17 protein-coding genes are annotated in these 20,439 nt (G+C 70.9%); 7 read left to right on the top strand and 10 right to left on the bottom strand.

The genetic code is table 11. The features are described 5' to 3' along the window. Nucleotides 1–76: 76 nt before the first annotated feature. On the bottom strand, nucleotides 77–448 hold the full coding sequence (locus ABGB06_RS17245; protein WP_347590172.1) for a MarR family transcriptional regulator: 372 nt from the start codon (nucleotides 446–448) through the stop codon (nucleotides 77–79). Nucleotides 449–549: 101 nt separating this feature from the next. Here ABGB06_RS17245 and ABGB06_RS17240 point away from each other — a divergent pair, with 101 nt between their 5' ends. Then, nucleotides 550–2,040 carry an MFS transporter gene (locus tag ABGB06_RS17240; RefSeq protein ID WP_347590170.1) on the top strand — a complete coding sequence of 497 codons (1,491 nt, stop codon included), beginning with the start codon at nucleotides 550–552 and terminating at the stop codon, nucleotides 2,038–2,040. Nucleotides 2,041–2,109: 69 nt separating this feature from the next. Here ABGB06_RS17240 and ABGB06_RS17235 read toward each other — a convergent pair whose 3' ends face one another. Beyond that, a complete protein-coding gene (locus ABGB06_RS17235) occupies nucleotides 2,110–3,324 on the bottom strand; it encodes a glycosyltransferase family 4 protein (protein WP_347590168.1) in 1,215 nt (404 codons plus the stop codon). Between the two features lie 274 nt (nucleotides 3,325–3,598). Between ABGB06_RS17235 and ABGB06_RS17230 the strand changes: the two genes are divergently transcribed. Beyond that, complete coding sequence (locus ABGB06_RS17230) at nucleotides 3,599–5,728, top strand: TIM-barrel domain-containing protein (protein ID WP_347590483.1); 2,130 nt, start codon at nucleotides 3,599–3,601, stop codon at nucleotides 5,726–5,728. A gap of 42 nt (nucleotides 5,729–5,770) precedes the next feature. On the opposite strand, the gene ABGB06_RS17225 is transcribed toward ABGB06_RS17230, so the two are convergent. From ABGB06_RS17225 to ABGB06_RS17205, 5 genes are all read right to left on the bottom strand, one after another. Next, nucleotides 5,771–7,108, bottom strand: coding sequence for an FAD-dependent oxidoreductase (locus ABGB06_RS17225; protein ID WP_347590166.1), 1,338 nt, complete (start codon nucleotides 7,106–7,108; stop codon nucleotides 5,771–5,773). Nucleotides 7,109–7,154: 46 nt separating this feature from the next. After that, nucleotides 7,155–7,970 carry a carbohydrate ABC transporter permease gene (locus tag ABGB06_RS17220; RefSeq protein WP_347590164.1) on the bottom strand — a complete coding sequence of 272 codons (816 nt, stop codon included), beginning with the start codon at nucleotides 7,968–7,970 and terminating at the stop codon, nucleotides 7,155–7,157. 11 nt (nucleotides 7,971–7,981) lie between these two features. Next, on the bottom strand, nucleotides 7,982–8,809 hold the full coding sequence (locus ABGB06_RS17215; protein WP_347590162.1) for a sugar ABC transporter permease: 828 nt from the start codon (nucleotides 8,807–8,809) through the stop codon (nucleotides 7,982–7,984). A gap of 173 nt (nucleotides 8,810–8,982) precedes the next feature. Further along, nucleotides 8,983–10,293 (bottom strand): extracellular solute-binding protein, encoded by a 1,311-nt coding sequence (locus ABGB06_RS17210; RefSeq protein ID WP_347590160.1) that lies wholly within the window; start codon nucleotides 10,291–10,293, stop codon nucleotides 8,983–8,985. A 23-nt stretch (nucleotides 10,294–10,316) separates the two neighbouring features. After that, entirely contained in the window at nucleotides 10,317–11,909 is a 1,593-nt protein-coding gene (locus ABGB06_RS17205) for an FAD-dependent oxidoreductase (protein WP_347590480.1), read from the bottom strand. Nucleotides 11,910–11,944: 35 nt separating this feature from the next. Between ABGB06_RS17205 and ABGB06_RS17200 the strand changes: the two genes are divergently transcribed. Continuing rightward, nucleotides 11,945–12,793 (top strand): helix-turn-helix transcriptional regulator, encoded by an 849-nt coding sequence (locus ABGB06_RS17200; RefSeq protein ID WP_347590158.1) that lies wholly within the window; start codon nucleotides 11,945–11,947, stop codon nucleotides 12,791–12,793. 24 nt (nucleotides 12,794–12,817) lie between these two features. Here the strand turns inward: ABGB06_RS17200 and rocD are convergent, their stop codons facing one another. The 3 genes from rocD to ABGB06_RS17185 all read right to left on the bottom strand — a co-directional run bounded on the left by rocD (nucleotide 12,818) and on the right by ABGB06_RS17185 (nucleotide 15,492). Continuing rightward, entirely contained in the window at nucleotides 12,818–14,053 is a 1,236-nt protein-coding gene (gene rocD / locus ABGB06_RS17195) for an ornithine--oxo-acid transaminase (protein WP_347590156.1), read from the bottom strand. Beyond that, nucleotides 14,050–14,865, bottom strand: a complete 816-nt coding sequence (gene ddaH / locus ABGB06_RS17190) for a dimethylargininase (protein ID WP_347590154.1) — start codon at nucleotides 14,863–14,865, stop codon at nucleotides 14,050–14,052. Before ddaH ends, rocD begins: the two co-directional genes overlap by 4 nt. A gap of 123 nt (nucleotides 14,866–14,988) precedes the next feature. After that, the gene (locus ABGB06_RS17185; RefSeq protein WP_347590152.1) at nucleotides 14,989–15,492 is read right to left on the bottom strand and encodes an Lrp/AsnC family transcriptional regulator; all 504 of its coding nucleotides are present in this window, start codon (nucleotides 15,490–15,492) and stop codon (nucleotides 14,989–14,991) included. Nucleotides 15,493–15,662: 170 nt separating this feature from the next. On the opposite strand from ABGB06_RS17185, the gene ABGB06_RS17180 reads away from it, so the two are divergent. From ABGB06_RS17180 to ABGB06_RS17165, 4 genes are all read left to right on the top strand, one after another. Beyond that, complete coding sequence (locus tag ABGB06_RS17180) at nucleotides 15,663–15,932, top strand: dsRBD fold-containing protein (protein WP_347590150.1); 270 nt, start codon at nucleotides 15,663–15,665, stop codon at nucleotides 15,930–15,932. A 262-nt stretch (nucleotides 15,933–16,194) separates the two neighbouring features. Then, nucleotides 16,195–17,847 (top strand): alkaline phosphatase D family protein, encoded by a 1,653-nt coding sequence (locus tag ABGB06_RS17175; protein ID WP_347590148.1) that lies wholly within the window; start codon nucleotides 16,195–16,197, stop codon nucleotides 17,845–17,847. A gap of 142 nt (nucleotides 17,848–17,989) precedes the next feature. Further along, a complete protein-coding gene (locus tag ABGB06_RS17170) occupies nucleotides 17,990–19,435 on the top strand; it encodes a multidrug effflux MFS transporter (RefSeq protein WP_347590146.1) in 1,446 nt (481 codons plus the stop codon). Nucleotides 19,436–19,518: 83 nt separating this feature from the next. Further along, nucleotides 19,519–20,436, top strand: coding sequence for an alpha/beta hydrolase (locus ABGB06_RS17165; RefSeq protein ID WP_347590144.1), 918 nt, complete (start codon nucleotides 19,519–19,521; stop codon nucleotides 20,434–20,436). The last annotated feature ends 3 nt before the right edge of the window (nucleotides 20,437–20,439 follow it).

Raw genomic sequence — 20,439 nt, 5'->3', positions numbered from 1 at the left:
GGGAGCACTCGGGTCGGACGCGCCGTGCTGAACGCACCCGGGCCGAACGCACCGTAACGCGCCGCGACGGCCTCGCTCAGGCGAGGTGTTGGGAGAGGACCGCGAGGTAGGTCTTGCGGGCCTCGGCGTGGACGACGCGGCCCGTCTCCGTCGGCGTGACGAAGACGCCGCGGCGGTCGGTGTCGCACATGTCACGGTGGGCCAGGCCGCACTTCTCCAGGCGGGCCACCGCGCGGGAGAGCGCGCTCTGGCTGAGGTGCATGTCGTCGACCAGGTCCTGGACCCGGACCTTGCGGTCGGGCTCGCTGAGCAGCCGGTCCAGCGCCTCGTAGTCGCTGACGGTCAGGCCGTGCGCGGCCTGGAGCTCGCGGTCGAGGTCGTGCGCGATCCGGCTGTACCGGGACAGCAGGGACCGCCACCGATCGGCGAGCACAGCATCTGCGGACACCCCCTCACGCTATCGGACAGCCGTGCTACATGCAACCGAATTTATTGCTCACACATTTTATGCGTAGACACTAGATGCGTGCGCATGTAATGTCTCGGGCCATGTCCCTCTCTACGACCTCTACGACCGTCGAGGCGCAGCCCACCGCCGTGCCCACCCGGGCGCCGGCCGCGCCGTCAGCCCCCAGGGCCACCGTCGACGAGCAGCGCTGGACCCCACGCCTCTGGGGCGTGCTGGCCGTGCTGTGCCTGGTGCTGTTCCTGGACGCGCTCGACGTGTCGATGGTGGGCGTGGCCCTGCCGTCGATAGGCCACGAACTCGGCCTGTCCGCCACCTCGTTGCAGTGGATCGTCAACGGCTACGTGCTCGGCTACGGCGGCCTGATGCTGCTGGGCGGCCGGATGGCCGACCTGCTGGGGCGCCGGCGGGTCTTCCTCATCGCCCTCACCGTCTTCGCCGCCGCCTCGCTGCTCGGCGGACTGGTCGACAACGGCCCGCTGCTGATCGCCACCCGCTTCGTCAAGGGCCTCGCCGCCGCCTTCACCGCGCCCACCGCGCTGTCCATCCTGACCACCACGTTCCGCGAGGGCCCGCAACGCAACCGGGCGCTCGCCGTCTTCTCCGCGTTCGGCGCGAGCGGCTACTCCTCGGGGCTGATCCTGGGCGGCCTGCTCACCGGCCTCGGCTGGCGCTGGACGTTCCTGACGCCCGTTCCGCTCGCCGTGCTCGCCGTCGTGGCCGGCTACCTGCTGATACCCCGGGACCGTCCCGCGGCCGGCGGCGGCCACGACCTGGTCGGCGCCGCCACCCTGACCGGTGGCATGCTGCTCGCCGTCTACACCGTGGTGTCCGGGCCCGAACGCGGCCTGTTCGACCCGCTGACGCTCGGCTCCATCGCCCTCTCCGTCGCGCTGCTGACCGCTTTCGTCCTGGTGGAGAAGCGGGTCGCCCACCCGCTCGTGCGGTTCGGCATCCTGCGGATCGGGACCGTGGTGCGCGCCAACCTGAGCATGATCGGCCTGTTCGGCTCGTACCTGAGCTTCCAGTTCGTCATGACCCTCTACCTGCAGGACGGTCTCGGCTGGTCGCCGCTGCGGATGGCGTTCGGGCTGCTGCCCGCGGGCCTGCTGGTGGCCCTCAGCTCCCCGTTCGTCGGCCGGCTGATCAACCGGTACGGCACGCCGCCGCTGATCCTCGCCTCCATGGCGTCGATGAGCCTCGGCTACGGATGGTTCCTGGCCACCGCGGGAACCACGCCCGACTACCTGGTCACCGTCCTGCCGACCATGCTGCTGCTCGGCGGCGGCTTCGCCTTCGGGTTCAGCGCGATCATGGCGCAGGCCACCGAGGGCATCGACGACTCGGAACAGGGCCTGGCCTCCGGGCTGGTGCAGACCTCCGGACAGGTGGGCGCCGCGCTGGTGCTCGCCCTGGTCACCGCGCTGGTGGCCGGAGCGGAGGGCGCCGGCGTCGACTTCGGCCCCTACCGGCCCGGCATCAACCTGGTCACCGGCGTCGCGGTGGGCGGCCTGCTGCTCAACCTGCTCCCGCTGGTCGGCGCCCGGCGCGCCGGCCGTCGCGCGCTCCGCTGAGCGTCCCGACCCGCACGGTCCCCGGCTCCCGGCCCGCAGGCCGGGAGCCGGGGACCGTTGTTGGTCGAGTCAGCCGGATTCCCGCCGGTGGTCGAAGGTGCGGCGGGCCTGGGCGACGGCTTCGGCGACGGTCGCGTTCAGGACCGCGGCGCCGTACCGGTGGTCGACCAACTCCCGGGCGCCGGCCACGATCCGCCGCCGGGCCGCCGGGTCGCGGAGCAGGCCGAGCACGGCCGCGGCCTGCTCCTCCGCGTCGTCCGCCAGCAGGATGTGCTCGCCGTGCGTCGCCGCGATGCCCTCGGCGCCCAGCTGCGAGCTCACCACGGGCGTGCCCATCGCGAACGACTCCAGGAGCTTCAGCCGGGTGCCGCTGCCGAAGCGCAGCGGCACCGCGACCACGTCCGCCGCGCGCACGTACGGCCGGACGTCGGGCACCACGTCGAAGATCCGGACGTCGTCCCGCCCGGCGTAGCGGTCGAGCTCGCCCCCGTGCTGCCCGACGAACCAGACCCGGGCGTCCGGGAACTCCCGCTGGACCAGCGGCAGGACGTCGTCGACCAGGCGTCTCGCGGCGTCCGCGTTCGGCGGATAGCGGAACAGGCCCTGGAGCAGGATGCGCGGCCGGGGTTCGGCGCTGGATAACGGCGTGACCTCCGCCGTGTCGAGGTAGACGTTCGGCACCACGCCGCAGTTCTCCACGCCGAGCCGGCAGCGGTCCAACTCGCTGCACACCACCAGCCAGTCCGCGCCGCGCGCCGCGGCCTCCTGCGTGCGCAGCCAGCGCTTGGCGTTCTCCGCCTCCGCCGCGTCTCCCGTGGCGTCGAGCCGCTGCTGCGCCAGGCGGTTCTGCAGGTCGTCGACGTCGATCACGCAGGGGGCGGTGAGCAGCCCGTGCACGGGCGCCCAGGAGTTGACGCGGTTGCACCAGACGACGTCGTACCGGTGGCCGGCCAGCCAGTCGGCGAGCCGGTCGCGGTAGGCGCCGCACATCTCCGCGACCTGCGCCGGGTAGTCCGCGTCGCGGGCCGCCTCCGTCGCCCGCGCCGCGGCGGAGAGGACCTCGGGGGCGGCGGCGTCCAGGGGGAGCAGCGTGACCGACTCCCGCACGTCCGGGTCGGGTTCGTCGGGCACGGCCGGGCGCCGGGTGCCGGCCAGCTGGACGACGTCCACGGGGCCGAGGGCGGCCAACGCCCGCACGGTCGCGGCCGCCCGTAACCGACCTCCGGAGTTCCGGGGCCAGGGCCAGACGCCGGTGATGTAGAGGCTTCTAGTCCTCGGGGTCAACGGAGCACTCCTCACGCACTGCGACGAGACGTGCACGCATCCTAGTGTGAGCGGAACGCCGTGGTCAGCGGTGCGAAAGGAGGTAGGGGCCATGGATCCCGTGGCTCGTCCGCGAGTTCGGCCGCGAGGTCGTGCGGGGTGGCCACGGCGACCGGCTGACGGTCCCCGTGCGGCCCTGACAGAGCGTAGCTGTAGTAGCCGGATCCGACCCCCGTCGTGCCCCACCGTTTCCGCGCCGTTTGCTGGTGGGACGGCCGGGTACCCGGCGCCGGTGATGGAGACGGACCCGTACGTGGCCTGCGCCCCCGAGACGGGTGGCCGGCTGCGGGTCACCCTGGGGTCGGGGCGGGTGGTGCGTTTCGCCTGCTCCGTTCCGGTGCCCGGGGTGCTGCGGCTGCGCACCGAGGGGGCGGAGGGGAGGGGCGCCGACGAACTGCTGGTGGAAGGACTCGCCGACCATCCCGCGCGGCTGACCGGCACCAGCCGGGGCACCGTCATCTCCGGGCCCGGCGTGGAGGCGCTGTGGGGCCCGGCCGAGGGCGCCGACGCCCCCGCGGGACCCAACGGGGACGTCCCGCAGCGGCTGAGCCTCGGCCCGTACGAACGGTTCGCGGAGGCCGAGGGCAGGACCGTCCCGTTCCACGCGGGCCGGCTCCCGGCCGCCGACGGCCGGCCCGCCGGCTGGGTGGAGACCATCCATCTCGCGCCGGACGCGGCCGTGTACGGCGGCGGCGAGAGCTACCAGGGCATCAACCTGCGCGGCCGGCACCGGAGGCTGCGGAACATCGAGGAGAACCGCGCCGCCGGCCGGGACTCCGCCTACCTCAACGTCCCGCTGCTCTGGTCCGACGCCGGCTGGGCGGTGTTCGCGCGGACCGGCGAGGCGGTGGACGCGGACATCGGCGCCACCCACTCCGAGGCGGCCAGGCTGCTCATCGGCGGCGACGAACTGGACCTGTTCCTGATCACCGGCGACGCGCCCGCCATCCTGGCGCGCTACCACGCGCTCACCGGCGTGCCGTGCGCGCTGCCCGACTGGGCCTACGGGGTGTGGATGAGCCGCAGCTCCTACTTCACGGCGGACGAGGTGCTCCGCACGGTGGACGAACTCCGCGCGGCCGGCTGCCCGGTGGACGTCGTGCACGTCGACGAGTGGCTGGCCGAGTCGGTGCTCGACGACGCGTCCTGGACCGCGGGCCCCGACCGCCGGCGCTTCCCCGCCGGATGGAGCCGGCCGCTGGCCGAGCGCGGCGTCCGCACCAGCCTGTGGATCAACCCCTACGTCAGCCGCGACTCGCCGCTCGCGCACGAGCTGTCCGAGCGCGGCCACCTGGTGCACACCGCGAACGGCCGCCCGGCGGCCACCGCGGACAACCCCGAGACGGTGCCCGTCGACTTCACCAACGCGGAGGCCAGGGCCTGGTGGCGGAGGCGGCTGGCCCGGGTGCTGCGGGAGGAGGGCAACACGGCGTTGCTCGCGGACTTCGGCGAGGAGATCGCCGAGGACGCGGTCTTCGCCGACGGCAGCGTGGGCGGCGAGCGGCGCGACTCGTACGGCGTGCTCTACCAGAAGGTGGTGCGCGAGGCCGGCGCGGAGGTCAGGGGCGCGGACTTCGTGCCGCTGTGCCGGTCGGGCTCGGCCGGCTCCCAGCGGTACGCGGCGCACTGGGCCGGCGACATGCCGTCCACCTGGAGCGGCCTGACCTGCACGCTCCGCGCGGTGCTGTCGATGTCGCTGAGCGGCTTCTCGGCCGTCACCTTCGACGCGGGCGGCTACTGGACGCCCGACTCGTTCGCCCAGGCCGGCGAGCTCCGCCGCGGGATGACGCCCGACGCGGTGTTCGCGGACGTGGACCCCGAGCTCTACGGGCGGTGGGTGCAGTGGGCGGCGTTCGCGCCGATCATGCGGATGCACGGGATGGGGCGGCGGGAGCCGACCGCCTACCCCGAGCCCGCGCGCTCCGCCGCCATCGAGGCGTGCCGGCTCCGGCACCGGCTGCGGCGCTACCTGATCCGCTGCGCGGTGGCGGCGTCCCAGCCGCCGGACTTCCCCCCACAGCCGCTCGAGCCCGGCACGGAGGGCGGTCTGGAGAGCGGCGCCGAGCGGGAGTCGTGGGCCGGCGACGGGCTGCCACTGATGCGGCCGATGCCGCTGGCCTACCCCGGGGACCGCCGGGCCCGCGACGCCGACCTGCAGTACCTGCTCGGCCCCGACGTCCTGGTGGCGCCGATCCTCCAGCCCGGCGGCCACCGCGCCCTGTACGTTCCGCCGGGGGAGTGGACGCCGCTCGTCGGCTGCCCGCCGCTCACCGGCCCCGCCTGGGCCGACGTGGAATGCGCCCCCGACCAGTTCCCCGCCTTCGCCCGCGCCGACACCACCCACCGCGTCCTCGACCCCGAATGACCGTGCCGGTCCTGTGCGTTCCGCCGGTCAGCGGTCCGAGGTTCAGTCAACGATCGCTCCGGAGCTCCTCAGCGCCGCTCTCAGGAGTTCCGGGTCGAGTTCATGTGCCGACGTTCGTCGCAGGGCGGCCAGGGCGGCGGCCGTGCCCGCTGCCTGTCCGGTCGCCATGGACGGGCTCAGGACCCGCAGTGCTGCCAGCGCCTCGTGGCTGGCGCTGATGCAACGCCCACTGGCGAACAGGTTCTCCACCTCCCGGGCCACCAGGGAACGGTAGGGGATGGTGTAGTAGTCGCCGTCGCTCAGGTGTTGCCACTGTACGCTTCCGCTGTCCGGTTGATGGTTCTCGACCGAGCTGGCGTTGCAGGCGATCGAGTCGGGGAACTTCCGCCCGGTCAGCAGGTCGCTGACGCTCATCTCGTACAGCCCGGAGACGCGTCGGGTTTCACGTACGCCAACGTGGTTGGCTATCTGGGCAAGGAAGCAGTGCTCGTACCCGGGAACGCGCGCCCGCAGGAATGACTCCACAAACTCTTCGATCTGCTTCCGCCCCTCCAGTTCGGCCACGGCGAGCAGTCTGTTGTCGGTGCCCTTGGGGACATGGATTCGGGTGGCGATGAACGAACGCCATCCTGGCCGGTTGATCACGCGGTTGATCGATGGGTTGCGGCGCTGGTTCCGCCGATACGTACCGGTCTCCTGCAACCTGTTCCACAGGTCCACGACCGCGTCATCGGGCGGAGTTCGGCGTTCCCTGATTCCGGCCACCGAGAAGACCAGCGACATGGTTTGTGTGCGTCCGTCGCGTTGGCGGCCCATGGGCGTGGTGAGTCCGGCGAGGCGCGCCACCTGTGCGTCTCCCGTGGTGTCGACGAACATCTCCGCGCGGTATCTCAGAGCGCGCCCGTCCTTGTTGTAGAAAACAGCATCACTGATCCGAACACCGGCGCGGACCGCGGCCAGCAGCGGAGAGTACGTGAGCAGGGTCACGCCCGCCGACTCCAGAAGGTGTCCCAGAACGAGCTGCAACTGTTCGGCGTCCACCGCGATCCAGTCCTGACGCGCGAAGTCGCTGCTCACCGCGCTGCGGCGACGCATCAGATCAAGAATCTCAGCGACGAGACCGCGAACGACCACGCTGTCGGAGTTCCTGGCGCGCAGCCCGCTGATGGGCAGCCCGGTGGTTCCGTTGCCGCCAACGAACGGAAGGGCCTCGGCCAGCAGCGTGCGTGCCCCCGTTCTGGCTGAGGCGACGGCCGCGCACACGCCACTCAGCCCGCCGCCGACGACTATCACGTGATACCTGCCGGCCTCCTCGACGGGAATCTCGACTGCCTGACTGCTCTGCGGTGAGGTAGCAACCTCTCCGGAATGTTGTGTCATCTCCCCATGCCCAGGAAAAGAGTGGTTTCCGAGACGTGAACGCTCATCAGCCCTTGATGGCGCCCGCGGTCATTCCGGCGATGAAGTAGCGTTGCAGGAAGACATAGGCGAGTACCACGGGCGCCGAGGCGATGATCACGCCCGTGAACAGCAGTGGGTAGTCCGTGAGATATTCGCCCTGGAAGTCCAGCAACGCCAGCGGCAGCGTCTTCTTGTCCGGATCCGTGATGAGCAGGAGTGGGTAGAGCACATCATTCCAATGGATAACGAACAGGAAGATGGCGGTAGCCGCCAGGGACGGCTTCGACAGCGGCATGACGATCTGCCGATAGGTCCGCCACGGTCCGGAGCCATCGAGGGAGGCCGCCTCGAAGATGTCGCGCGGCAGAGACCGCATGAATCCGGTCAGGATGAAGACCGCGATGGGCAGGGTGACGACAACGTGGATCAGCACGAGCCCGACCAGGCTGTCGGTCAGTCCGAGGGAGTAGAACAGCACGTACTGCGGGACCATGTTCGTCTGCGCCGGCACGGCCATGCCCAGTATCAGGAACGCGTAGACCACGCCTATCAGCCATCCGGTGATCCGAGTGGCGGCGTAGGCGGCCAGGCTGGCCAGGAAGAGCGTCAGGCCCACGGAGCACACGGTTACCAGCATGCTGTTGACGAACGCCGTCGTGAGGTTCTGTTTGCCCAGGACCTCCGCGTAGTTGTCGAGCCGCAGTGACGTGGGCAGCGCGTAGGGGGAGGAGAACAGCTCGGGTGTGCTCTTGAGACTGCCAAGCAGGACGACGATGAGCGGCACGGTCACGATCACCGCATACGTGAACAGCATGCTTCGGCGGATCAGTTGATAACCCATTTCGTTTTCCTTCACGTCCCTGCCTGGAGAATACGGACGGCGCGACGCTGCAGGAAGGTCACCATCGCAATCACGATCATGAACAGGACCGACTCCGCCGCGGCGTAGCCGTATTCCGAGTTGGAGAAGGTGCTGAAGATGCGGGTGGACAGGATGTCCAGGGAGGGCTTCGGCGGGTTGCCGCTGAGGCCCAGGATCAGATCGAACGCCTTGAAGGACTGGATCGTGGTATAGGCGACGACGATCGCCGTCGCCGGCGCGAGCAGGGGCCACGTCACGAACCGGAACTGCTGCCAGCGGGACGCGCCATCCACCTCCGCCGCCTCGTACAACTCGCGAGGGATCACCTGGAGACCCGCGATGTAGATCACCATCATCTGACCCGTGTGAAACCAGATCTGGGTGAGGGCGACGAAGTAGATCGCCTGCTGCGGGTCGCCCAGGTACGAGCTGCGCAGGCCGTCCAGCCCCACGGCGTCCAGGCCGCGGTTCGCAAGCCCGAAGCTGGGGTCGTAGACGAACCGCCAGACGAAGGCGACCGACACCGAGGACAGGATGGTGGGGAAGAAGAACAGCGCCCGCAGGAAGACGGACGACCGTGTCGTGGCCGCCAGATAGACGGCGAACACCAGCGCGAACAGCGTCTGGAAGACGACCACGGTGAGCATGAACCTGAGGTTGTTGCTGAGGGCTTGGGAGAACAAGTCGTCGTCGGTGGCCAGATTGGAGAAGTTCTCCATCCCGACGTTGCGATAGGTGTCCTCATATCCGTTCCAGTCCGTGAGCGCGTACTGGACCGCCTGAACCGTCGGGCCGGCGAAGAAGACGACGTACAACACCAGTGCGGGAATCGGGAACAGCCACAGCGCCGGATGCGTCCGCGACGAGCCCTGAGGCCTCTTCCGTCGAGCCGGTCGCGGCAGCCGCGCGAGTCGCGGTGTGGCGCGCCGCGGACCCTCGGGGAGGCGGCCCGCGTCCGGTTCACCCGACGGGCGTGGGGTCAACGAGGTCGTCATCGCTGCTGCTCGACCAGATGCTGGGCCTGCTCGGCCGCCTGCTCGGGGTCGGCTCCGCCGAGTACCTCAATGCTCGCGTTGTCCAGGACGCGCCGGATCTCCAGATTGCGTACCGGGACGTGCGGGGCGAGTATGGTCTCGGCGGTGAGCCAGTGTGCCGTCGTCCGCAGATCCGGGTTGTCGTACTCGATTCCGCTGACGCAACTGTGCTGCACCGTGCCGTCCGCGTAGGTCTTCGCCACGTCCGGCTCGGTGAGGAACTCCACGAACTTCAACGCCGTGTCCAGTTCCTCCGTGTCGGACCGGACCCCGACCACGAAGGACTGGTTGTGCACCCCGACGTACCTGGCCTCGTTCCTCGAGACCGTGATGGGGGCGACGAGGTCGATCGGGAACTCCGCACCGGCCTGGCGCACCGCGCCGATGTGGAACGACCCGGTGGCGAGCATCCCGGCGTCTCCCTGTGCGAACGACTGCTGGAGCGGCTCGACGGTGGACCCCAGGGCCTGCGGCTGCACGTAGGGACGCAGCTCCACGAACTGCTGGAGGGTGCGGACGAACCAGTCGTCGGTGGCCGTCGCCGTACCGGCCTCGATACGGGCGAACATGTCGGGCCAGGGGGCGTTGTTCATCACCATGGTCTTCAACAGCTGCCCGGCGTTGGCTGGCTCGCCGCCGGGCCACGCGATCGGTACCACGCCCAGGCCCAGCAGCGCCTCGCACAGGCCGAGGAAGCCGTCCCAGTCCGCGGGCTGTTCCGAAACGCCCGCTCGCTCCAACAGATCCATGTTCGCCAGGGGCATGTGGAAGATGTGCTGGTACGGCAGACCAAGACGGCGGCCGTCCGCGTCGGTGCTCAGGTCGAGCGCGGAGGTGTCCACGCGAGACAGGAAGGTCTGGCTGGAGAGATCCGTGAACAGTCCCGCGGCCGTCATGTCCTGGAACTGAGCTCCCACGAAGGCGGCGAACACGTCGCCGACGCTGCCGCTGCGGATTCGCTGCAGCGCGGTCGTGAGATAGGAGCCCGAGGACAGGACGTCCTGGCGCACGGCGGATCCCGGGTTGCGGTCCGTGAAGGTCCGGACGAGGTCGTCGAAGACCTCCTTGTCCTCGGCGCGCCAGTGCGCGAACGACAGCGAGCCGTCCACCGGATCGGATCCCACGGGACCGGGAGCGGACGCCTGGGACGAGGAACCTCCGCCGGTCGTGCCGGGCGGTGCGCATCCGGCGATCACGCCGGCGGTGAGTATGCCGGCGCTCGTGAGGAAGGAGCGTCGGGTCTGCGGTGACCCATCAGTTGCGGGCATGGCGAACTCCTGTACGTGACGGGTCAGTAGCCGTGGACGGGTGGCCAGGAAAGTTCCACGCCCGCCGCGATGAGGCGTTGCTGGAAGGCGTCGAGATGGTCGGGTTTGGCGCGGACCGCGCGCGGCGGCATCCGATGTGCGGTGCAGTAGGAAACGAGATGTGCCGCCACCTCGCCGACGTTCCATTCCACGAGCGGCATGCGGTAACAGCCGTTGGTGATGTGGGTCGTTCCGATGTTCTTCGCCGCCGGCAACAGGTTGTCGACCCGGACGGGGAGCAACGCACCGAGCGGGAGCTGGAACGGGCAGCAGCCGATGTCGATGTACGGATCGCCGCCCGTGGAGGGGTGCAGGTCGATGCGGTAGGAACCAAGGCCGACGGTGTCGGGGAAGGCGACCGCGCCGTGATCGCCTCGCACGTCGAGGGCGATGTCCTGTTCGACGACGGTGCGTTCGGCCTTGATGCGTCTGGACTCGCGGACATAGGGCGCTTTGGCGAGACCGTCCGTGGTGTCGCCCACGACATCCCCTCGCAGCCGGAGGCCGGGCCAGCCGGTTCCGCCGTCCGGTCGGGGCGCCGCCGTCTGCAACCAGTACAAGAGGCTCAGGCTCAGCGCTTTGGCCCGGCGAAGATGCTCCGCGGCCTGCTCCTCCGCCACCCCGATGATCGGTCCGCCCCAGTAGTCCATCTGCGGCCAGTTCACCAGCGTGATGTCGGTGTCGTAGGCGCCCGGCGTGAAGTTCTGCCGGTTGGCGATGCGTCGAAACAGCCACAGTTCCCGGTCGCCCTCGCGGGCGGCGTCGGGTGGCGGGTTCGGGAGAAAACCGCGTTTGACCACCCTGCGGGTCTTCGGCTCGGGGGCCAGAAAGCTCAGCTGACCCTCCGGCCAGTCCGGCCACCGTTGAGTGAGGAATTCCTCGTACTCGTCCGGCTTGGCGATGGTGAAGTCCGCCTCGGAGACATGGTCCAGCGCGAAGCACACCGAAATCGGCTGCATGTTGAGGGGATCGGAACGCTCCGCGGCGTGCGGCTCCCCGGTGTCGGCGCGGGCCTCCGCGCCCATCACGTGCTCGACCCCGCACAGGGGAAGCAACTCGCCGGTGTCCGTGGCGTCGACGAACCAGTCCGCCGTCACGCTCACCTGCTCGCCGCTGCGTGCGTCCCTCAGGACGACTTCCATCACGCGGTCGCCGTCCGCGTGAGCGGCGGTGGGCTGGTGCTCCAACAGCACACGCAGCCGCCCCGACGACACGAAGGGCGCCAGCATCGCCTCGATCACCCGCACGCCGACCCGAGGCTCGAAGCACAGGGCGGACACCCGGCCGTCTCCCGGGTTCAGATCCGGTCGCCGACGAGCCGAGTCGACGAGCGGGTAATGTCGCCGATAGTAGTCGCGGATGTCATCCCGAAACCGGCGATACGTCCGAGTGCATCCGAACTGCTCGATCCATGGGTGTTCGTCCGGCGGTACCGCCTGGCTGGTCAGCACGCCGCCGAGCCAGTCGGTCTGCTCAGTCACTATGACATTGATCCCGTGCTCGGCGGCGGTCAGGGCGGCGGCCACACCTCCGAGCCCTCCGCCGACCACCAGCAGGTCCGTACGCAGCATTAGCATGGCGGTAACCGTAGCGACACCGACAGGGCGGACCAATGGCTGAGATGTGTGATTCCATGTCTGAGTTTGATGCCGGTACTGGCGACCTGTTCGGGGTCCTCGGGGCTCGTTTCGGCGAGATCACCTATCCCGCGGGCACCGCGACCACTCCGCAGGCCCTGCGCGAGGTCCTGTTCGTCATCACTCAACGTGGGGCGATGCGGGCGGAGTTGGTGGACATGACGTTCCAGGCCGGGGAGGGCGAGGTCGCCCTCTTCCTTCCGGGGGATGTCAGCAGGCTGCGGTTCGACGACGCCCAGCTCACGCGGCAGTCCTGGTTCGCCGGTGAGCTCCGGGGACTCACTCCCGCGATGCGTGAGCGCCTGTGGAAGCTGCCGCGGAGGAAGGCCGCGTCCTCCGCCATCACCTACCTCGTCCGCGAGGCCCTGACCTGCGAGCTCACCCACCTCACGGCCGACGGCGCCCTGCTCGACGCACTCGCCACCGCGATACTGCTGCGCTACCTGGCCGAGGTGGAAGCCGACCCGAAGCGATTTCCGCGGTCACTCGAACTGGCCCGCCTGCACATCCACAGGAATGTGGAGCAGCGGCTCACCCTCGGCGATATCGCGGAGGCCGCGGGCGTCACGCCACCACACCTCATTCGGTTGTTCCGCGCGCATCTTGGTACGACGCCCATGGAGTATCTGTGGAGCAGGCGGGTCACTCTGGGGATCGAACTGCTGTCGTCCACCGATCTGTCGGTCGGCGCGGTTGCCGCCCACTGCGGCTTCAGCACCAGCTTTCACTTCTCCCGTCGCATCCGCGAAGCGACCGGGGTCAGTCCGACGCAGCTGCGTAAAGGGCTGACGAGGACGGGCCCGATGCCGGAGGGGCCCGGCTGACGCCGCCGCGCTGACGCGGGACGGCTACGTCAGGACCGTCGCCAGGGTGGCGAGGGCGGCCTCCAGGTCCTCCTGGGTGATGGTGAGCGGTGGGGCCAGCCGGATCGTGGAGCCGTGGGTGTCCTTGACCAGGACGCCCTCCTGCATCAGGCGCTCGCTGATCTCCCGCCCCGTGCCGATCGCCGGGTCCACGTCGATGCCGGCCCACAGCCCGCGGCAGCGGTAGGCGACCACGCCCTTGCCGGTCAGCTCGGCCAGGCCGGCCCTGAGCACCTCGCCCAGCTGGGCCGCGCGTCGCTGGAACTCGCCGGTGCGCAGCAGGTCGACGACGGCCGAGCCGACCGCCGCGGCGAGCGGGTTGCCACCGAACGTGGAGCCGTGCTCGCCGGGGTGCAGCACGCCGAGCACGTCGCGGCGGGCGACCACCGCGGACACCGGGACGATGCCGCCGCCCAGCGCCTTGCCGAGCAACACCGCGTCGGGGCGCACGCCCTCGTAGTCCACGGCGAGCGTCGTGCCCGTGCGGCCGAGTCCGGACTGGATCTCGTCGGCGATGAAAAGCGTCCCGGTCCGCAGCGTCAGCTCCCGGACGCCCATCAGGTAGCCCTCGTCCGGGATCAGCACGCCCGCCTCGCCCTGGATCGGCTCGATCAGCACCGCCGCCGTGGTCTCGTCCACGGCGTCGGTCAGCGCCGCCAGGTCGTTGTAGGGGACGACCCGGAAGCCCGGCGCGAACGGGCCGAAGCCCTCGCGCGCCACCGGATCGCTGGAGAACCCCACGATGGTCGTGGTCCGGCCGTGGAAGTTGTTCGCCGCGACCACGATCGTGGCCTGGTCGGGCGGCACGCCCTTCACGTCGTACGCCCATTTGCGGGCCACCTTGATGGCGCTCTCCACGGCCTCGGCGCCGGTGTTCATCGGCAGCGTCAGGTCGAGCCCGGTCAGCTCGGCCAGGCCCTCGGCGAAGCCGGCCAGCCGGTCGTTGCGGAAGGCGCGGGAGGTCAGCGTCAGCTCGTCGAGCTGCCGGTGCGCCGCCGCGACCAGCGCCGGGTGCCGGTGGCCGAAGTTGAGGGCCGAGTAGCCGGCCAGCATGTCGAGGTAGCGGCGGCCCTCGACGTCCTGCACCCAGGCGCCCTCGGCCCGGGCGATCACCACCGGCAGCGGGTGGTAGTTGTGCGCCAGAACGGCGTCCTCGGCGCGGATCAGCTCCGCCGAGGAGCGGGAACGGGCCGCGTCGCGCGCGGGCGAGTCCAGGGTCATGACCGAACCTCCTGAGTGCAGCACTTGATGCCCCCGCCGGCCCGGCGCAGCTCGGAGAGGTCGACGGGGACGGGCCGGTAGCCCCGCCGCTCGAGCTGCCGGATCAGCCCGGTGGCGTCCGGCGCGACGAAGACGTGCCGGCCGTCGGAGACGGAGTTGAGCCCGAACGCCATCGCGTCGTCGCGGGTCGCCACGATCGCGTCGGGGAAGAGGCGCCGCAGCACCTCGCGACTGCCGGGGGAGAACGCGCCGGGGTAGTAGGCGACGTTCTCGTCGTCCAGCGCGAAGAGCGCCGTGTCCAGGTGGTAGAAGTACGGGTCCACCAGCCGCAGCCCGACCGTCGGTACCCCGAGGAACTCCTGCACCTCCCGGTGCGCCTCCGGCGTGGTGCGGAAGCCGGTGCCGGCCAGCACCAGTCCGCGCACCGGGACCAGATCGCCCTCGCCCTCGCAGACCGACTCCGGCTCGGGCTCCTGCACGTCGAAGCCGGCGGCCTTGAACCAGCTCGTGTAGGCGGCGGACTCCGGGCGCCGCTCGGGGGCCAGGAAGCGGGAGCCGAAGACCCGGCCGTCCAGGGTGAGCGCCGCGTTCGCGGCGAACACCATGTCGGGCAGTCCGGGGACCGGCTCCACGGTCTCGACCGTGTGACCGTGGTCGCGGTACGCCTGGACGAGTGTTCGCCACTGGGCGATCGCCAGGTCGGTGTCGACCTCCGCGCCCGGCCGGGCCGCCTCGGTCATCCAGGGGTTGATGGCATAGCGCACGTCGAAGTAGCGGGGTTCGCAACACAGGTAGCGCCGGGGTCGTGGCACTGGGTCCTCCCGTCCGCGGGTTTCGCGTCGATGGGGTTCACCAGTCAGCGTAGGAACGACCGTCGTGAGCGACAACAAATCGACATTGCGTGTGGACGCAACGATGTTGCGTGCTTCGGCCCCTCAGCGGCGGTTCGTTTCGTCGGGCTCGGGGGGCGGGCTCGCGCCGGCCTCCACGCTGCCGCTGAGCAGGTGCGAGAGCACCACGTGGCTGACCGTCTTCCGGATGAACGGCACCGCCCTGATGCGCTCCAGCACCTCCTCGAAGTGCGCGATGTCGGTGGCCCTGATGTGCAGCAACGCGTCGGGCCCGCCGGTCACGGTCATCGCGGCGGTGATCTCCGGGTGGTCCCGCACCACGTCCGCCAGCCGCCGGGGCGGCGCCGCGCTGTCGCAGTACACCTCCACGTACGCCTCGGTGCGCCAGCCGAGGGCGGCGGGCAGCACGGTGGTCGTGAAGCCGGTGATCACGCCGGCCTCCCGCATCCGGTCGGCGCGCCGCTTGACGGCGGGCGCGGACAGGCCGATCGCGGCGCCGATCTCCGCGTAGCTGGTGCGCGCGTTCGCGACCAGGGCGGCGATGATGCGGCGGTCGAGGTCGTCGAGCGCCGGCGGATGAGCGGTCATGGGCGGCCCTCCGGTCCCCGGCGTGCGGCGCCGGGCTTTCGGGGTGACGATGGAAAGGACGGAACACGAACACGAACGGGGGAGCGACGACGGAGCGAGCCACCGTCGGAGCGGACGACGAGCCAACGGTTCGACCGGGATTCGACCGGGATTCGACCGGGAGGTGCATCATGACGCACGAGACCTGGGACGTGCACCTGGCCTTCGACACCAGCGACCGCCTCACCCGCGCGGAGGCGCGGCTGGAGGGTCTGGAGGACACGGTGCTGGTGGCCGAGGGCACGGCCCGCGCCAACCCCGACGACGAGAACGTACCGGACATCGGCCGGGAACTCGCCGCGGCCCGTGCCCTCTCGGAGCTGTCGCACCAGCTGGTGCACTCCACCATCCAGGACATCGAGTCGCACACCCACGAACGGGTGCGGCGCCTGCGCGTCTGACGGGGCGCGCGGGGACCATACGCGGCGGGGCCGCAGGAACGCCTGAGGGCGTTCCTGCGGCCCCGCCCTGCGTTGCTCCGAACGGGTGAGGCCACGGGGTCGTCACATGCGCGTTCGGAGCAACGTTCAACGACGCGTCGCCTGCTGGCGTGGTTTGGGCGGGGGACTCGTTACCTTCCGTGGACAACCTTTCATCTGTCCGTCACGCCACTGATGCGCCACCGTAAGCGGTGCGCTGGCCTCCCCCGCTGCACTTACCTGCATGACGCAGACATCGTCCCCCACAGACGAACTCCGGGCCGCGGCCCGCACCTTGGACCGTCGTCGATTTCTGACCGTCAGTGGCGCCGCGGCCGCGCTCGCGTTCACCACTCACCTGCCGGCCGGCGATTCGGCCGCCTCCGCGGCCACGGCCCCGCGCCGCGCGCTGGACGTCGCCACCACCATCGACAGCGACCCGTTCACGCTGGGCGTCGCCTCGGGAGACCCGCTGCCCGACTCGATCGCCCTGTGGACCCGGCTCGCCCCCGCGCCCTTCGAACCAGACAGCGGCATGGCGGCCGAGCCGGTCGCCGTCGCCTGGGAGATCACCCAGGACCCCGACTTCCTGGTCCCGGCCGGCAGCGGCGAGGTCGTCGCCTACCCCGAGTTCCACCACGCCGTGCACGTCGAGGCCGGCAACCTGCTGCCGGCCACCACGTACTACTACCGCTTCACCACCGGCACGTGGACCAGCCAGGTCGGCCGCACCCGGACCGCGCCCGCGGCGGACGAGATGCCCGCCCAGCTGCGCTTCGCGCTGGTCTCCTGCCAGCGCTACGACCAGGGCTACTACACGGCCTACGCGCATCTGGCGACGGAGGAGGGCGTCGACGCCGTCATCCACGCCGGCGACTACCTCTACGAGTACGCCGTCAACTCGGTGGCCGGTGCCCGGGCGTACGACGAGGAACTGCCGGACGTCTTCAACCGGGAGACGGAGACCCTGGAGGACTACCGGCTGCGCTACGCGCTCTACCGCAGCGACCCCGACCTCCAGGCCGCGCACGCGGCCCACCCGTTCATCGTCACCTGGGACGACCACGAGGTGGACAACAACTACGCGGCCGCCGTCTCCCAGGACGACGTGCCGGCCGAGGAGTTCCTGGTCCGCCGGGCCGCCGCGTACCGCGCCTACTACGAGAACATGCCGCTGCGGGCCCCGCAGCTGCCGGTCGACGCCGACCTCCAGCTCTACCGCCGGCTGCGGTACGGCCGGCTGGTGCAGCTCGACATCCTCGACACCCGCCAGTACCGGGACGACCAGGCCTACGGCGACGGCTGGCAGCTGCCGGGTCCGGAATCCGACGAGCCCGACCGCTCGCTGCTGGGCGCCACCCAGGAGCGCTGGCTGACCGACGGCCTGGGCGCGAGCGAGGCGGTGTGGAACCTGATCGGCCAGCAGGTCGTCGTCTCCCGCCGCACCAACCCGCTGGAGGGCGAGGGCGCGGTCTCCATGGACGCCTGGGACGGCTATCCGGCCGCCCGGCAGCGGCTGTTGGACGGCGTGCGGACGGCCGGGGTGGACAACCTGGTGGTGCTCACCGGAGACGTGCACGTCCACCTCGCCTTCGACATCAAGGAGGACTTCGCCGACCAGGACTCCCGCACCCTCGGCGTCGAGCTGGTCACCACCTCCGTCTCCAGCGGCGGCGACGGCGTGGAGAACCCGGAGAACTGGGAGGCCGTCACGGAGGCCAACGAGCACCTGCGGTTCTTCGACGGCCGCCGCGGCTATCTGGTGGTCACCGTCGACGAGGAGCAGCTGCGCGCCGACTTCCGCACGCTCGACTACGTGACCTCGCCCGGGGCGACGCTGGCCACGGCCGCCTCGTTCGTCTCCCTGGCGGGCGACCCGGGGCTGACCGAGGTGTGACGGCACGTCAGTTCGAGGAGCCCGTCGGATCCATCAGTACGGAACGCAGAGTGATGTGATCAGCCGGACATGATCGACGGCCCCGGGCAGGGGTCAGATCATGGGATGATTGGGCTGATCGCAACAACTCACGGAGAGGTGCATGTCCCAGTCCGGCCTGTCAGCCCCGACCGCGGAAGCCGACATACGACCCGCCAGCCCGTCCCCAACCTCCCTTCCGGCCCACCCAAGGCGCGTCACGCCGGAGCCACCACCACCGCATCCCTCCGCCTCCGGTCCGGACCCCCGGCCCTCAGCGCACGGCGTTCCAGCACAGCAGCTGAGCCGTAAGCAGAGGGCCGGACTGATGCTCACCCTCGTGCTCGGCAGCCTCTCGGCGCTGCCGGCGCTCTCCATGGACATGTACCTGCCGGCGCTGCCCGAGGTCGGCGACGCGCTCGGCACCGGTACCACCACCGTGCAGCTCAGCCTCACCGCCTGCCTGCTCGGGCTCGGCCTCGGCCAGCTGGTGGTCGGCCCGATGAGCGACCAACTCGGCCGCCGCCGGCCGCTGCTGGTCGGCATGGTCTGCTACGTGGTGGCGTCGCTCGCCTGCGCGCTCGCACCCACCGCCGAGGCGCTCATCGCCTTCCGCCTGGTGCAGGGCCTGGCCGGTGCCGCCGGCATCGTCATCGCCAGGGCCGTGGTCCGCGACCTGTTCGACGGGCTGGCCATGGCGCGGTTCTTCTCCACGCTGATGCTGATCTCCGGCGTCGCGCCCATCCTGTCCCCGGTGTTCGGCGGCCAGCTGATGCGGGTGACCAACTGGCGCGGCATCTTCCTGGTGCTGGTCGCCATGGGCATCGTTCTCGTGCTGATCGTCGCCCGCTGGCTGCCCGAGACGCTGCCGCGGGAGCGGCGGGACGCCGGCGGCCTGCCCACCGCGTTGCGCACCATGGGCGGGCTGTTCCGCGACCGGGTCTTCACCGGCCACCTGCTCGCGGGCAGCCTCACCTTCGCGGCGCTGTTCGCGTACATCTCGGCCTCGCCGTTCGTGGTGCAGGAGATCTACGGCGCCTCGCCGCAGACCTTCAGCCTGATCTTCATGGCCAACTCCATCGGCCTGGTCGGCATGAGCCAGGTCAACGGAAAGATCCTGGTCGGCCGGGTCTCGCTGAACCGGGTGATGGCCGCCGGGTTCGCCGTCCTCACGCTGGCCGCGGCGTCGCTGCTGGTGATGACGAGCGGTCTCCTCGGCCGCCCGGGCCTGGTGCCGATCTCGGTCGGGCTGTTCGTGCTGATGGCCGCGATGCCGCTGGTCCTGCCCAACGCGAACTCGCAGGGCCTGATGCGCACCCCGCACGCGGCCGGTTCGGCCGCGGCGCTGCTGGGCGCCTCGGCGTTCTTCGTCGGCGCCGTCGCCTCGCCGCTGGTCGGCGTCGCGGGCGAGGACACCGCCGTCCCGATGGCGGTCGTCCAACTCGTCGCCGTGCTGCTGGCCGGCGCCAGCTTCCTCGGGCTGTGCCGGCCCTGGCGGCACACGCCGCGCCCGGCGGTGGCGCGGCGGGTGGCCGTCACCGTGGCCGCCAGGAGTGAACCGGGCAAGTGACCCCGGCGGCGCGCCCGACGGAACCACGGGTGGAACCGATGAGTTCGGCCGCGTCGGACGGTCCACCTCCGTGGAGGTGCGCCATGGAACCCGAACCCCACGGAGTGAACCCCGCGGACGCGGTGCCGCGGAGCGAGGAGCGGATGGTCGAGGCCAACGGTGTGCGCCTGTGCGTGCAGACCTTCGGCCACGCCACGGACCCGCCGCTCCTGCTGGTGGCCGGCGCGGCCAGTCCCATGGACTGGTGGGACGAGGAGCTCTGCCGGAGGCTGGCCGCCGGCCCGCGGTACGTCGTCCGGTACGACCACCGGGACACCGGCCGGTCCGACAGCTTCCCGCCGGGTGCCCCGCCCTACACCGGGCGGGACCTGGTCGAGGACCAGGTCGGCGTGCTCGACGCGCTCGGGCTGCCCGCCGCGCATCTGGTCGGGATCTCCATGGGGGGAGCGCTCGCCCAGTGCGTGGCCCTGGACCATCCGGACCGGGTCAGCACGCTGACGCTCGTCGCCACCAGCCCCGCCGTGCCGGTCGACGTGGAGCTGCCGCCGATGGCGGACCGGCTCCGCCCGGTGTTCGCGGAGCCCGCGCCCCCGCCCGACTGGACGGACCGGGCGGCGGTGGTCGACCACCTGGTGGAGAGCGAGCGCCCGTTCGCCGGCTCGCTGCCGTTCGACGAGGAGCGGCTGCGCGAGTTGGCAGGCCGGATCCACGACCGGACCCCCGACATGGCGACGGCGGACAACCACTGGGCGGTCGACGAGGGAGAGCCGTACGGGTACCGCCTGGACCGGATCGCCGCGCCGACGCTGGTGCTGCACGGCACGGACGACCCGCTCTTCCCCTACGGCCACGGCGAGGCTCTCGCGGCGGCGATCCCCGGCGCCCGCCTCGTGCCGCTGGAGGGCTGCGGGCACCAGATGCCGCCGCGGTCGCTGTGGGACGTGGTCGTCCGGGAGATCCTCCGGCAGACCGGTTCCGGCGCCGCGGGCGGGCGTTCCTAGACT

It is taken from the genome of Streptomyces sp. B6B3 (genome assembly GCF_039871525.1).
Taxonomy (GTDB): Bacteria; Actinomycetota; Actinomycetes; order Streptomycetales; family Streptomycetaceae; genus Streptomyces.
This window is presented reverse-complemented; position numbering and strand designations above follow the sequence as displayed.